The sequence below is a fragment of the Acinetobacter sp. FL genome (assembly GCF_040744925.1).
In the GTDB taxonomy this organism is placed as follows: Bacteria; Pseudomonadota; Gammaproteobacteria; order Pseudomonadales; family Moraxellaceae; genus Acinetobacter; species Acinetobacter radioresistens.
On the sequence record NZ_CP160437.1, the window covers coordinates 1,523,687 to 1,536,159 of the forward strand.

The window sequence follows — 12,473 nt, forward strand, 5'->3', positions numbered from 1 at the left end:
CTTCCTTTTAATTTATTCTATTTACCTAAAGCTATATGGTAACTTCCTGTTTTAAACCGCCAAAACGTTTGTAAAACTGTGGATGTGCTGGTAGCATAGAGCCTTCTGCAGTTCTGGCCAGCTCCAGAAAAAAATCTTCTGCCGGATGAAAAACCATTTGATATACATTACTGCTAAGATTGCGGGCAGTCAGTGAAAGCCAGCTAGAAGGCAGTAATTCAAAAGGCAGATTTGGATCTTTAAGTAAAATACGGCGGTACTGATGAATCAGTAAAATACGGATCTGGAAGGCTTGTATTGGGTCCAGGTCATCTATACTTTCAATCAGATTCAGGACTTCTCTAAAATCACCAATAAACTTTTCATAACGCTGATGTAATTCCTGCACCGGCCAGTTAGTCTCGACCATACGTTTTACAGTTGGATAAGACTCTTGCCAGAGTTCCAGAGCCTCCGCCTTGAAAAGAACCACCTGATCACTCATTTTCAGGTTAAGTAGCAGACTTTGCAGTTTAAGATGATCACAACCCGGATATGCCATAACATTGGTCGCAATATTGGCGAAACCGAGCCATTCCAGTTCTTTTTTTAAAATAATCTTGTTTTCAAGCTCAACTGAACTGAGTAGCACCAGGTCCCATTTCTGGTCCCATTCTTTATGGCTCAGATTATAAATTTTCTGGTCAGCATTCACAAAGCGCTGGCGACTGCTTTCTGTAACGCGATAATAACTGGTTCTGCCTATTTTTTCAGAAATCAGCCAGCCGTTTTGTGCCAGCCGGAACACGGCTGTACGTACCGAACGTTCATTGAATCCGAATACATCCATCAGCTGAATCAGGCTGGCGAGACTGATGATTCCACCACGATGGAAAATACAGTCACCAAATACAGTCATAATGAGCGAAGTGCCGCTTAAAGGCTCATTACTGATAAAATCATCGATGACTTGTTTGAGTTTTGGGTTCATCACGTTTAAATTCACCTTTGAAACGAAGTGATTTATCACAGGATAAACCACCTAGACCGATTTATGCCGATTGCCGTATGTCAAACACCCGTTGAGCCTTACCTTCTGAACGCGGGAGGGTGCCTTCAGTCACTATCTCTACACTCACCGTAATACCCACCATTATTTTAATCTGACTGATAAGCTGCTGGGATAGTTGATGTGCCATCATATCATTAATTTCTTTACGCATTTCTGCACGTATGTGCAGGCTGTCTAAATGTCCATGTTTACAGATATGAATCTGGTAATTGGGAATGAGCTGCGGGATATGCAGAATCTGCTCTTCAATCTGTGAAGGAAAAACATTGACTCCTCGGATAATCATCATATCATCGCTACGTCCGACGATTTTGTCCATACGGCGCATTGGTCGTACAGTGCCGGGTAATAGACGCGTCAAATCCCGGGTACGGTAACGGATGACTGGCATACCTTCTTTGGTAATTGTGGTAAATACCAGTTCTCCCAGCTCACCATCTGGCAATACCTCACCAGTTTCAGGATCAATAATTTCCGGATAAAAATGGTCCTCCCAAATGGTAGGGCCATCTTTACTTTCTAGACATTCCATTGCTACGCCGGGACCCATAACTTCAGAAAGTCCATAGATATCTAGAGCATCAATATTCAGACGCTCTTCAATTTCACGGCGCATCTCATTAGTCCACGGCTCTGCACCAAAAATTCCAGTTTTAATTGAGGTATTTTTTGCAGTATTAAATTTCTTTTCCAGACATTCGATAATATTGAGGCAGTAAGACGGCGTAACCATTAATGCAGTTGGTTTAAAGTCATGAATCAGTTGTGCCTGACGCTCTGTCTGTCCGCCCGACATGGGAATAACGGTTGCTCCCAGACGTTCCACTCCATAGTGTGCACCCAGACCTCCTGTAAATAGCCCATAACCATACGAGACCTGAATAATATCCTGATTACTTAAGCCAGCAGCTCTTAGCGAGCGGGCAACCAGATCAGCCCAGGTATGAATATCATTTTGCGTATAACCTACTACCGTTGGCTGTCCGGTTGTACCTGAGGATGCATGTACCCTTACAATTTTTTCCTGAGGCACGGCAAACATGCCGAACGGATAATTATCACGCAGATCCTGTTTTGTGGTAAAAGGAAATTTTGCCAGATCTTCCAGATGTTGAAAGTCCTCGGGATGCGCGCCTGCATCATCAAACTTTTTCCGGTAAACCGGACTATTCTGATAGGCATGCACCAAAGTTTTCTTTATGCGTTCCAGTTGTACCTTGCGCAGCTCATCGGTTGAAACCGTTTCAATATATTCCATCGTATTATTATTCATATTCTATACTCCATGTACAGTCATCCTGCCTGTATGATTCTGAAAAGACGATGCTCTTTTCATCCATATTCTTTAAGAATTGTATAGCCCTGCCTGTTCTAGCAGCCTTTGTATTCAGGTGTACGCTTTTGCATAAAAGCCTGTACACCTTCACGGTAATCCTCTGAGCGGCCTGCCAGACGCTGTAAGTCACGTTCAAGAAGCAACTGCTCATCCAGAGTATTATGCGCAGCAGCATGGATTGCTTTTTTAATTAATGCCAATCCATAAGTTGGTTGCCTGGCCAGATGTTCAGCCATTTTTTCAGCTTCAACCTGTAACTGCTCATCCTCAACTACCCGCCAGATCATACCGAGCTGTAATGCCTGCTCAGCAGGTATCTTATCTCCCAGTAATGCCAGTCCCATGGCTTGTGCCCGACCAACCAGGCGCGGCAAGAACCAGGTACCTCCAGAGTCTGGAACTAGCCCCAAACGGCAGAAAACCTGGATAAATGAGGCTGACTTCGCTGCCAGAACCAGATCACAAGCCAATGCAATATTGGCCCCTGCTCCAGCCGCAACACCATTAACCGCACAAATAACCGGTTTTGGCATCTCGGTAATCAGTTTAATGAGCGGGTTATAGTATTTTTCAATTGAAAGGCCCAGGTCTGGTACTGCTGAATCAGGATCGACTACCCGGTCATTTAGGTCCTGCCCGGCACAAAAACCTCGACCTTGTGCTGAAATAACTACAGCACGAATATCGGGCTGCACAGCCCATTTGTTGAGGACCTGAGCAACTTCCTTATGCATAACTTCATTAAAGCTGTTGAGCTGCTCTGGACGATTAAACTTTAAATAGCCCACAGCATTTTTTTCTTCAACAAGAATTGTCTGGTAGTCCATTCAGTATTTCCCTTTAAACCTGATTTTTATTTTAAAATAGATTAATTATTCATCGAAACTTAAGCGTACATTGGCTGTTACCGGTCGTGCCTGACAGCTCAGGACATAACCTTGAGCGATTTCATCCTCTTCCAGACTATAATTAACAGCCATATCAACCTTACCTTCTATTATCTTGCATTTACAGGTTGCACAGACTCCACCCTTGCAAGCATAGGGTAAATCGGCTCCGGCGCGCAGTGCAGCATCCAGAATGCTGTCATCCTGTCTGGAAACCTCTACCACCAGCTCACGTCCATCCAGAATAATCTGAACTTTTTCTTCATTACGGCCTTCAATTTCTCTCGTTGTTACTTTTGTGGTGCCGGTATTAAAACGCTCGGTATGAATTTTACTGTGCTCAATACCGAACTGCGGTAATGTCTGCTCGACGGCATCCATCATGGCCTGCGGTCCACAGGCAAAACAGTGGTCAATGTCCTGATTAATCAAACCGGCACTATAAAGCTGTTGCAGTTTTTCAGTATCGATATGACCATTAAGCAGCTGGCTATCGTTCATTTCCCGTGAAAAGATATTGATAAGCTGAAAGCGTTCTTTAAAGCGATCTTTTAAGTCCATAATCTGTTCTGAAAACATGGTTTGTTTCCATGAACGGTTACCATAAATCAAAGTAAAATTTGCATTTTTCTGCCGGTACAAGACTGATTTAATAATAGAAAGAATAGGTGTAATACCGCTACCTGCTGCGAATGCCAGATAATTCTTGCCACCAGTTTTTGCAGCCTTCTGAAAAAAAACACCTTGGGGTGGCATGACCTCCAGCACATCACCAGCTTTTAAGCGATTATTGGCCCAGTTTGAAAATTGTCCCCGTTCAATCTTTTTGATTGCGATACTCATGTCTTCCTGAGTATCGCTACAGATTGAATAGCAGCGACGGATTTCACCGGTTTCACTTATATGCCGGATAGTCAGATGCTGACCTGGCTGATATTGAAATTGCTGTTGCTGTTCAGGTTCAATTTCAAAAGCAATACAGATCGCCTGTTCAGTTTGTGGGCTGACTGATTTAATTTTTAGCGGAATAAATTGGTTCATATAAAAATCCTTCTTTATCTTGACCATTCGGTTATTTAAATACATTTAAAATAGTCAAAAGGTTCCAGGCATTGCTGGCATCGGTACAGTGCTTTACAGGCAGTAGAACTGAATTCACTTAACAGTTTAGTATGCTGGCTATGACAGCGTGGGCACTCAATTCCATCGGACAGAGCAACATGGGTACCACAGCTATGTGCTTCACCCTGTGGCGGAGCAATACCATATTGCTGTAATTTCTGTTTACCGCTTTCACTCATCCAGTCAGTAGTCCAGACTTCGGACAGATCCACTACTACCTGTACCGGAACCAAACCCTGAACAGTAAATGCCTGGGTAATTTCTGCCTTAAGCAGATCTGTAGCCGGACAGCCGCTATAGGTTGGAGTTAAACGAACGATAATTTGATCTTCTTCATTTAGTTCCACTCCACGGACCATACCCAGGTCAACGACTGAAAGAACCGGAATTTCAGGATCAGCCACCTGTTTCAGAGTTTCCCAGCATTCATCCAGACAGTGTTTGATTAGCTCCATACCCGTTACTCCTGTGTTCCCTGCTTACCAGTTCATATTTGGATATGAACGCTGCAAATACTGCATTTCAGCCAGTACATAACCCAGATGTTCAGTATGTAGACCCTGTCTGCCACCACTACGGTAAGCACCGGTTTCCGGAAGAGTCAGCTTAAAACGTTCAATTTCAGCAGTCGTCTGTTCAAGCCATTCAGCTTTTAATGGTTCAAGGTCCATGAGAACCTGTTGTTCAACCAGTATCTGTTCATCAGCATTTAAAACAAATAGTTCATCGCTAAAGCGCCATAGCTGATTTAATCCTGTCTGGGTTTTTTCATGTGCCTCATCTGTTCCCAGACTCAAGCGTTCCATCCAGGCAGTAGAAAACCGCAGGTGATACTTCACTTCTTTTAATGATTTTGCTGCGAAAGCTGCCAGCTCGGCTTGAGAACTTTTCGCTAGAGCCGTAAAAAGGAGTACATGATAATGATCCATCAGCCACTGGCGGACAATCGTCTGGGCAAAATCACCATTTGGCTGTTCACACAGCAGCAGGTTACGGTATTCACGTTCAGTACGAAAATAAGCCAGTTTGTCTTCATCACGGCCTAGCCCTTCGAGTTCACCAGCCAGACTTAAGGCAGTCCGTGCCTGGCCCAACAGGTCCAGGCCAATATTGGCTAGGGCAATATCAATTTCCAGTTCAGGTGCATGACCACACCATTCAGAGAGCCGGTGCGATAAAATCAGCTGGCTATCGCCAATATGTAAAAGAAACTGTGCTAAAAGTGGATGATTCATACAATACCTTCCTTACATATGCTCGATGCCATCTGGTATATGGTAAAAAGTTGGATGGCGGTACACCTTGTCCAGAGAGGGATCAAAAAATTCCGGTTTCTCATCTGGCTGCGAAGAAGTAATCAGCTCTGACTTCACCACCCAAATGCTGATGCCTTCATTACGGCGGGTATAAACATCACGGGCATTTTGCAAGGCAATTTCAGCATCAGGTGCACGCAGGCTACCTACATGGCGGTGGCTTAAACCCTGCTTGCTTCGTATGAAGACTTCATATAATGACCAGTTATTTTTATGTTCCATGTCGTTTTGTTCCTGTTTTTATTGAGTAGCTAAAACCAGATTTCAGGCAACCTTTTTAGATTGTTGCTGTGCCTGCTGTTTTTGGGCATATACAGCAGCAGATTCACGGACCCATTTTCCGCCTTCCCATGCTTTACGGCGGGCATCAATGCGTTCCTGGTTACATGGGCCTTTCCCGGCAATCACAGCAAAAAATTCATCCCAGTTAATCTCGCCAAATTCGTAGTGGCCAGTTTCTTCATTAAAATGCAGTTTCTCATCAGGTACAGTCAGGCCAAGTTGTAGTACTTGCGGTACAGTGTTATCGACAAATTTCTGGCGCAGCTCGTCGTTACTGAAGCGTTTAATTTTCCAGGCCATACTCTGTGCACTGTTAGGGGAATTATCATCATTTGGGCCAAACATCATCAGTGCTGGCCACCAGTAACGGTTGACCGCATCCTGTGCCATCTGTTTCTGTTCAGGTGTACCATTTGCAAGCTGCATCATGGCTTCAAATCCCTGCCGCTGATGGAAACTTTCTTCCTTGCAAATTCGTACCATTGCCCGCGCATATGGCCCGTAAGATGTACGGCACAAGGCTACCTGATTAACGATCGCGGCGCCATCGACCAGCCAGCCAATTGCGGCGACATCTGCCCAGCTTAAAGTTGGATAGTTAAAAATAGATGAATACTTCATGCGTCCCGCAATAAGCTTGTCCATCATATCGTCCCGGTCAGCACCGAGTGTTTCGGCTGCGCTATATAAATACAATCCATGACCTGCTTCGTCCTGAACTTTTGCCAGCAGTACTGCTTTACGTTTCAGGGTGGGTGCTCGGGTAATCCAGTTCCCTTCCGGCAGCATACCTATAATTTCCGAATGGCCATGCTGTCCAATCTGGCGAATGAGCGTTTTTCGGTACGCTTCTGGCATCCAGTTCTTTGGCTCAATGGTAATATCTTGTTGTATGGCTTGTTCAAAATCTTCAGCATGATTTTTCATTATTTCCTCACTTGTCCCAAGTGGCTATAATTTAAAATTAAAGCGATACTAAATTTAAATCAATATAAATTTTTAGGTATCATTTAAAATAATTTATTTATAACTTTTAATGAATTGATTTTTATATAATTCTTAATTTAACTGGTTTTTGTTACTTATCTTTTGACTCAGTTTTAATTGACAATTTCATTTTTAGAAATCAAATTATATAACAGGATAATTAAAATTTATTTAAATAAGTATCATAAAAGGGAGTTTGTAATGCTCGAACTGGAAACAGGTACACCTTATACGGAAAATGATCATACCCAAGCAGGCAATCCAAGAAGTCCTGTAAAAATCTTAAGCTCGCTTGTCTGTGGACAGGAATATATTGCCCCGCAGGATTTACGTACTGTCTATCACGCCATTACTGGTAAAGCTGTTTATCAGGTCAGCAGTTATGGTATTGATATGCAGGCAGTGGTTAACTATGCCAAAACTCAAGGTTCACTTATTGCGACATGGAGTTTTCATCAGCGCGCACATGCGCTCAAGCAGGTAGCACAATATTTGCTAGAACGTAAGGAGGCCTATTATGAACTGGCGAAAGTAACCGGCTGTACCCGTAAGGATGCTTGGGTCGATATTGAAGGTGGTATAGGTACACTGTTTGCCTACTCCAGTCTGGTACGCCGTGAACTCAGTGATGAAACAGTATTGATTGAAGATAACTGGATTCCACTTTCCAAACAGGGCACCTTCGGGGCAAAGCATCTACTTACCCCTAAGGCTGGTGTTGCCGTACATATTAATGCCTTTAATTTTCCGGTTTGGGGGATGCTAGAGAAAATTGCGCCAGCGCTGCTTGCCGGTGTCCCTTGTATTGTTAAACCTGCGACAGAAGGCGCAGAACTTACACATGCTGTGGTTCAGGCTATTTATGCCAGCGGTTTTCTGCCTGAAGGCACTTTACAGTTAATATGTGGTCAAACTTATGATCTGCTGGAACAGTTAGGTCCACAAGATATCGTAACCTTCACTGGCTCTGCAACAACCGGACAGAAATTACGCGCCCACCCTCATCTTAACCGCTACTCGATTCCGTTCAGCATGGAAGCAGACTCAGTAAACAGTGCCATTTTAACCGAAGGAGCCGGCGAAGAAACTATTGAACTGTTCGTCCGTGAGGTTTATCGGGAGATGACGTCAAAAGCCGGGCAGAAATGTACTGCCATTCGTCGGGCTTTCGTGCCGGCTTTCCTGCTGGATACAGTGCAACAAAAACTGCTGGCTCGACTGGAAAAAGTTGTAGTCGGTGATCCAGAACATGAAAATGTGACGATGGGTGCGCTTGCCAGTCTCAAACAAAAATATGATGTCGCTGAAAAAGTCGAACTGCTGAGCCAGGAAGCGAAGATTGTCTTTGGTGGACATAATGATCAAACTTTTCAGTTTCACTCAAACTCTCCTGAAAAAGGTGCATTTTATCCCCCTACCTTACTGTGCTGTTCAAATCCGGTCACTGCAAGATATGTGCACGAGATTGAGGCTTTTGGTCCAGTTGTAACTTTGATGCCTTATCAAAACCAAACTGAGCTGACTGAGCTGGTTGCCCGTGGTGAAGGTAGTCTCGTTGCTTCAATTGTTCGCAATACAGAGCAAAATATTGAAAGTCTGATTGCAAAAATTGCGCCGTGGCATGGTCGTATTCATATTCTGGATACAGAAAATGCAAAAGAGAGTACCGGTCACGGCTCACCCTTACCGCATCTGGTTCATGGTGGGCCAGGCCGTGCAGGTGGTGGAGAAGAGCTCGGAGGCCTGCGAGCAGTAAAACATTATATGCAGCGTACAGCCATTCAGGGTTCACCTGACGTCATGACACAGATTGGACATAGCTGGACAGCAGGTTCAAGGGTGTTTGAAGATCGTGTACATCCATTTAAGAAAAGCTTTGACGAGCTGCAAATTGGTGAACGCCTCCTTACGGCACGTCGGACAGTTACCGAAGCGGATATCGTAAATTTTGCCTGCTTGAGTGGTGACCACTTCTATGCCCATATGGACAAGATTGCCGCGGCAGATTCATTGTTTGGTGAACGCGTGGCTCATGGGTATTTTGTTGTATCTGCCGCAGCGGGCCTGTTTGTTGAGGCAGCACCAGGACCGGTTATTGCCAATTATGGTATGGATAACCTGCGTTTTGTTGAGCCGGTAAAAATAGGTGATACTATTCAGGTTGAATTAACCTGTAAGCAAAAAACGCCAAAACCTCAACGTGAGCCAGAGCAGAAACCACATGGTGTGGTTGTCTGGGATATCAAGGTTAAAAACCAGCGTAATGAACTGGTAGCAACCTATGACATTCTGACATTGGTCGAACGCGCTGCATAAATGCAGATAAAGTTCGGGATAAAAGGCTATTGAAGGACTTTTATCCTGAAATATAGTTATTTATAGAACAAGTCTAAAAAACTAAATATTTGATACAGCAAGTGAAAATAATCATAGTTTACCTAAATCATTTACTTATAACAAAACATAAAATTAGGATACTGTACTTCACTCTATACCATGTTAGAAGTGAAATATATAAGCTGATAAAGAGATGATCTGATGCGTATCCATTTCCTGAACAGTATTTCAACCTGTCCTTTAGGTGGTGCCTTGATGGATGGCTTTTCTTATGCCAAGTTGCGGGGGCGTTTAACCTGTACCTGTGTGCTGATTGAAACAGCTGATAGTCTGGTACTGGTTGATACTGGTTTTGGATTACGTGACATTGCTTCTCCACGTACCCGCCTCGGCTGGTTTTTCCGTTTTCTGGTCAGTCCAGAGTGGCGTGAAGAAATGACAGCAATCCGGCAGATTGAACGTTTAGGCTATGACTCGCGTGATGTAAGACATATCATTTTATCGCATCTGGATTTTGACCACGCTGGCGGACTGGATGATTTTCCCCATGCTACTGTTCATATGATGCAAACAGAACGGGATTATGCCCTTTCGCAGAAGACCTGGCTGGACCGGCAGCGTTTTCGTCCACAGCAGTGGTCTTATCGCGAGAAATGGAAAGTATATAACCCTGATGCAGGAGAAGGCTGGTATGGTTTTAATTCAGTAAGAGATCTGGATGGGTTACCACCTGAGATTTTATTTGTTCCTCTTTCAGGTCATACACATGGTCATGCCGGCATTGCCATTCAGGCTGGAGATAAATGGCTACTTAATGCTGCTGATGCCTATTTTTATCATAAAGAAATAGATCCCGTCAGCCCATGCTGTACCCCTGGCCTGCGTTTTTACCAGACCATGCTGGAAAAAGACCGTAAAGCGCGTCTCTCTAATCAGGCCCGTTTACGCCAGCTTTATAAGCACCATGCACATGAAATTGATATATTTTGCTCGCATGATAGTCATGATTTTGAACGCCTGAGTGGCCGTTCGGCAGAGTTACCTGCGTTCTTTTAACATGGAACAGTTCGGTTTGTACTGCTGTAGCATTATGGTATCTGCCTCTAAAAAATCCAGTTCTGCCGGATGATGAGTAACATAGATCATTGGGAGTTCAATATGGCTTTGCAATTGTTTAAGAAAGGGTAAAACCTGCTGTTTTAGCTGCTGATCTAAGCCGCTGAGTGGTTCATCAAGAAGCAGCAAGTCTGGAGATGAAAGCAGAGCCCTACCTATTGATACCCGCTGTGCTTCACCGCCCGAAAGTTGGTGAGATTTACGCTGGAGTAATTTTTTTAATTCAAGTAAGTCAACTATATGTTCAAGGCTAAATTTTTGATGGACTGTTTTTGAGAATTTTTTCGCGTAATGCAGATTTTGTAATACATTCATATGGGGAAATAATAGGGCATGTTGAAATATCAGGGCAATATGTCTCTGATGAGTAGGAAGATTCACATTCTCTACTGTATCGAGCAAAGTAGTTTCTTTAAAGACAATCTGGCCTTCTACCGGAGATAATAAACCTATAATGTTTTTTAAGAATGTTGTTTTCCCGCTTCCTGATGCTCCCACAATCCCCAATACCTGCTGTTGCATGGTCAGGTTTACATCTAATCTGAACCCTGGTTGTTGATAGTGAAATTTGCATTTGAGCATATCACCCCTCCAGTTTTTTCTGGTATTTCTGTAAAATGAAGTAATTGGCGATGAGGGCTGAAAAAGCCAGTACCAGAGATAACATCACCAGCCGCAGAGCCATTTCTTCACCATTGGGCTGCTGTAAAAAAGAATATATAGCAATAGGCACAGTACGGGTCTCACCAGGAATATTGCCTACAAAAGTAATGGTCGCGCCAAACTCTCCGAGACTCCGGCTAAAACATAAAATACTGCCAATGATCATGCCGGGTAAGGCCAAAGGTAGACTAATACTGTAAAAGACCTGGACAGGTGTAGCGCCAAGTGTACCTGCTACATGTTCTAACTGCCGGTTCATTAACTGAAAAGACAGGCGGATTGGCTGTACCATTAATGGAAATGCCACTACCACTGAAGCCAGCACGGCACCTTTCCAGTTAAAGGCCAGTTCCAGTCCAAGAATATGCAGGTACTGACCGATCAGCCCTTGCTGACCAAATAGTATAAGTAACAGATAACCTAATACGACAGGCGGCAAGACCATCGGGAGCTGTAATAAGGCCTCAACCATAAATTTTAGACGAAATTCATAACGAGCCAAGTACCAAGCCAATGTAATAGCAAACGGTAAACAGACCAGCGTTGCAAACAGGCCAACTTTGGCTGATAAATAAAGTGCACTCAGCTCTTCTGGTCCGAACATGATTATCCTTAAGGTTTAAGCGAAAAGCCGTAGTGATGAAATATAGTTTTTGACTGTACTGACTCTACAATAAACTTTTGAAATCGTACTGCTTCAGGACAGTTACTTCCTGCCTTGGTCAAGGCAAGCGGATAGATAACAGGATTATGCAAATGCTCAGGAAAGACTCCCAGAATTTTTACCTTTTGACTGATCAAAGCATCTGTCTTGTACACGATTCCCAGTTTACATTCTCCCCGTTCTACAAAGGTCAGCGTAGAACGTACATCATCTGTACCTACAATGCGCCCTTTCAAATCATTCAGCCAGCGTAATCTGGTCAAGGCCTGTTTAGCGTATTTGCCTGCGGGAACAGTCTCCATCTGTGCTGTACACAAATATCCATTAAAAACTTTAGCTATTTTAAAGTCCGGTTGCGGCTTGAATGGAATATGTAGGTATTTGGGGCTAATCATAACCAGCTGATTACCCAATAAAGACCTCACTTGATCCGCATGAATTTTATTTTTTCTGACCAGATAAGCCATCCACTCCTGATCTGCTGAAAAAAATAGATCACTACTGGCTCCGGCTTCAATCTGTTTAGCCAGAGTTGAAGAGCCACCAAATACTGTGACAATTTTAGTTTGTGGATATTGAGCCTGATAAATTTTAGCGATTTCAGTCATGGCATTGTTTAGGCTGGCCGCTGCATAGATCTTAACCGTACCGGCCTGTGTAGAGGAAAATGTCAGTGTCAGGCACATATAAGAAAACAGGATTTTTTTCATGT

The 12,473-nt window shown here is 43.6% G+C and carries 13 protein-coding genes; 2 read left to right on the plus strand and 11 right to left on the minus strand.

The window, feature by feature from the left end:
* Positions 1-31 precede the first annotated feature (31 nt).
* The 8 genes from paaX to paaA all read right to left on the minus strand — a co-directional run bounded on the left by paaX (position 32) and on the right by paaA (position 6,921).
* Positions 32-970, minus strand: a complete 939-nt coding sequence (gene paaX / locus ABZP31_RS07115) for a phenylacetic acid degradation operon negative regulatory protein PaaX (protein ID WP_262475690.1) — start codon at positions 968-970, stop codon at positions 32-34.
* Positions 971-1,031: 61 nt separating this feature from the next.
* Positions 1,032-2,324: a phenylacetate--CoA ligase PaaK gene (gene paaK, locus ABZP31_RS07120; RefSeq protein ID WP_262475669.1), complete on the minus strand. Its 1,293-nt coding sequence runs from the start codon at positions 2,322-2,324 to the stop codon at positions 1,032-1,034.
* 98 nt (positions 2,325-2,422) lie between these two features.
* Complete coding sequence (gene paaG / locus ABZP31_RS07125; RefSeq protein WP_262475670.1) at positions 2,423-3,214, minus strand: 2-(1,2-epoxy-1,2-dihydrophenyl)acetyl-CoA isomerase PaaG; 792 nt, start codon at positions 3,212-3,214, stop codon at positions 2,423-2,425.
* 45 nt (positions 3,215-3,259) lie between these two features.
* Positions 3,260-4,315, minus strand: a complete 1,056-nt coding sequence (paaE, locus tag ABZP31_RS07130) for a 1,2-phenylacetyl-CoA epoxidase subunit PaaE (RefSeq protein ID WP_262475671.1) — start codon at positions 4,313-4,315, stop codon at positions 3,260-3,262.
* 35 nt (positions 4,316-4,350) lie between these two features.
* Complete coding sequence (gene paaD / locus ABZP31_RS07135; protein ID WP_262475673.1) at positions 4,351-4,851, minus strand: 1,2-phenylacetyl-CoA epoxidase subunit PaaD; 501 nt, start codon at positions 4,849-4,851, stop codon at positions 4,351-4,353.
* Between the two features lie 24 nt (positions 4,852-4,875).
* Positions 4,876-5,631 carry a 1,2-phenylacetyl-CoA epoxidase subunit PaaC gene (paaC, locus tag ABZP31_RS07140; RefSeq protein ID WP_005407311.1) on the minus strand — a complete coding sequence of 252 codons (756 nt, stop codon included), beginning with the start codon at positions 5,629-5,631 and terminating at the stop codon, positions 4,876-4,878.
* Between the two features lie 12 nt (positions 5,632-5,643).
* Entirely contained in the window at positions 5,644-5,934 is a 291-nt protein-coding gene (paaB, locus tag ABZP31_RS07145) for a 1,2-phenylacetyl-CoA epoxidase subunit PaaB (protein WP_005014243.1), read from the minus strand.
* 42 nt (positions 5,935-5,976) lie between these two features.
* On the minus strand, positions 5,977-6,921 hold the full coding sequence (gene paaA, locus ABZP31_RS07150; RefSeq protein ID WP_248134648.1) for a 1,2-phenylacetyl-CoA epoxidase subunit PaaA: 945 nt from the start codon (positions 6,919-6,921) through the stop codon (positions 5,977-5,979).
* A gap of 261 nt (positions 6,922-7,182) precedes the next feature.
* Here paaA and paaZ point away from each other — a divergent pair, with 261 nt between their 5' ends.
* Both paaZ and ABZP31_RS07160 read left to right on the plus strand, forming a co-directional pair.
* The gene (gene paaZ, locus ABZP31_RS07155) at positions 7,183-9,297 is read left to right on the plus strand and encodes a phenylacetic acid degradation bifunctional protein PaaZ (RefSeq protein WP_248134649.1); all 2,115 of its coding nucleotides are present in this window, start codon (positions 7,183-7,185) and stop codon (positions 9,295-9,297) included.
* A 222-nt stretch (positions 9,298-9,519) separates the two neighbouring features.
* Positions 9,520-10,374 (plus strand): MBL fold metallo-hydrolase, encoded by an 855-nt coding sequence (locus ABZP31_RS07160; protein ID WP_248134650.1) that lies wholly within the window; start codon positions 9,520-9,522, stop codon positions 10,372-10,374.
* Here the strand turns inward: ABZP31_RS07160 and ABZP31_RS07165 are convergent.
* The 3 genes from ABZP31_RS07165 to modA are packed head-to-tail and all read right to left on the minus strand — an operon-like array spanning position 10,357 to position 12,471.
* The gene (locus tag ABZP31_RS07165) at positions 10,357-11,016 is read right to left on the minus strand and encodes an ATP-binding cassette domain-containing protein (RefSeq protein ID WP_248134651.1); all 660 of its coding nucleotides are present in this window, start codon (positions 11,014-11,016) and stop codon (positions 10,357-10,359) included. The two genes, ABZP31_RS07160 and ABZP31_RS07165, sit on opposite strands and share 18 nt — an antisense overlap.
* A 1-nt stretch (position 11,017) precedes the next feature.
* Positions 11,018-11,701 carry a molybdate ABC transporter permease subunit gene (gene modB / locus ABZP31_RS07170; RefSeq protein WP_248134653.1) on the minus strand — a complete coding sequence of 228 codons (684 nt, stop codon included), beginning with the start codon at positions 11,699-11,701 and terminating at the stop codon, positions 11,018-11,020.
* Positions 11,702-11,709: 8 nt separating this feature from the next.
* Positions 11,710-12,471, minus strand: a complete 762-nt coding sequence (gene modA / locus ABZP31_RS07175; protein ID WP_248134655.1) for a molybdate ABC transporter substrate-binding protein — start codon at positions 12,469-12,471, stop codon at positions 11,710-11,712.
* Positions 12,472-12,473 lie beyond the last annotated feature (2 nt).

Bases quoted from the DNA above. Each gene is read 5' to 3' on its own strand.
- paaX (WP_262475690.1), bottom strand. From the start codon at position 970: ATGAACCCAAAACTCAAACAAGTCATCGATGATTTTATCAGTAATGAG.
- paaK (WP_262475669.1), bottom strand. From the start codon at position 2,324: ATGAATAATAATACGATGGAATATATTGAAACGGTTTCAACCGATGAG.
- paaG (WP_262475670.1), bottom strand. From the start codon at position 3,214: ATGGACTACCAGACAATTCTTGTTGAAGAAAAAAATGCTGTGGGCTAT.
- paaE (WP_262475671.1), bottom strand. From the start codon at position 4,315: ATGAACCAATTTATTCCGCTAAAAATTAAATCAGTCAGCCCACAAACT.
- paaD (WP_262475673.1), bottom strand. From the start codon at position 4,851: ATGGAGCTAATCAAACACTGTCTGGATGAATGCTGGGAAACTCTGAAA.
- paaC (WP_005407311.1), bottom strand. From the start codon at position 5,631: ATGAATCATCCACTTTTAGCACAGTTTCTTTTACATATTGGCGATAGC.
- paaB (WP_005014243.1), bottom strand. From the start codon at position 5,934: ATGGAACATAAAAATAACTGGTCATTATATGAAGTCTTCATACGAAGC.
- paaA (WP_248134648.1), bottom strand. From the start codon at position 6,921: ATGAAAAATCATGCTGAAGATTTTGAACAAGCCATACAACAAGATATT.
- paaZ (WP_248134649.1), top strand. From the start codon at position 7,183: ATGCTCGAACTGGAAACAGGTACACCTTATACGGAAAATGATCATACC.
- ABZP31_RS07160 (WP_248134650.1), top strand. From the start codon at position 9,520: ATGCGTATCCATTTCCTGAACAGTATTTCAACCTGTCCTTTAGGTGGT.
- ABZP31_RS07165 (WP_248134651.1), bottom strand. From the start codon at position 11,016: ATGCTCAAATGCAAATTTCACTATCAACAACCAGGGTTCAGATTAGAT.
- modB (WP_248134653.1), bottom strand. From the start codon at position 11,701: ATGTTCGGACCAGAAGAGCTGAGTGCACTTTATTTATCAGCCAAAGTT.
- modA (WP_248134655.1), bottom strand. From the start codon at position 12,471: ATGAAAAAAATCCTGTTTTCTTATATGTGCCTGACACTGACATTTTCC.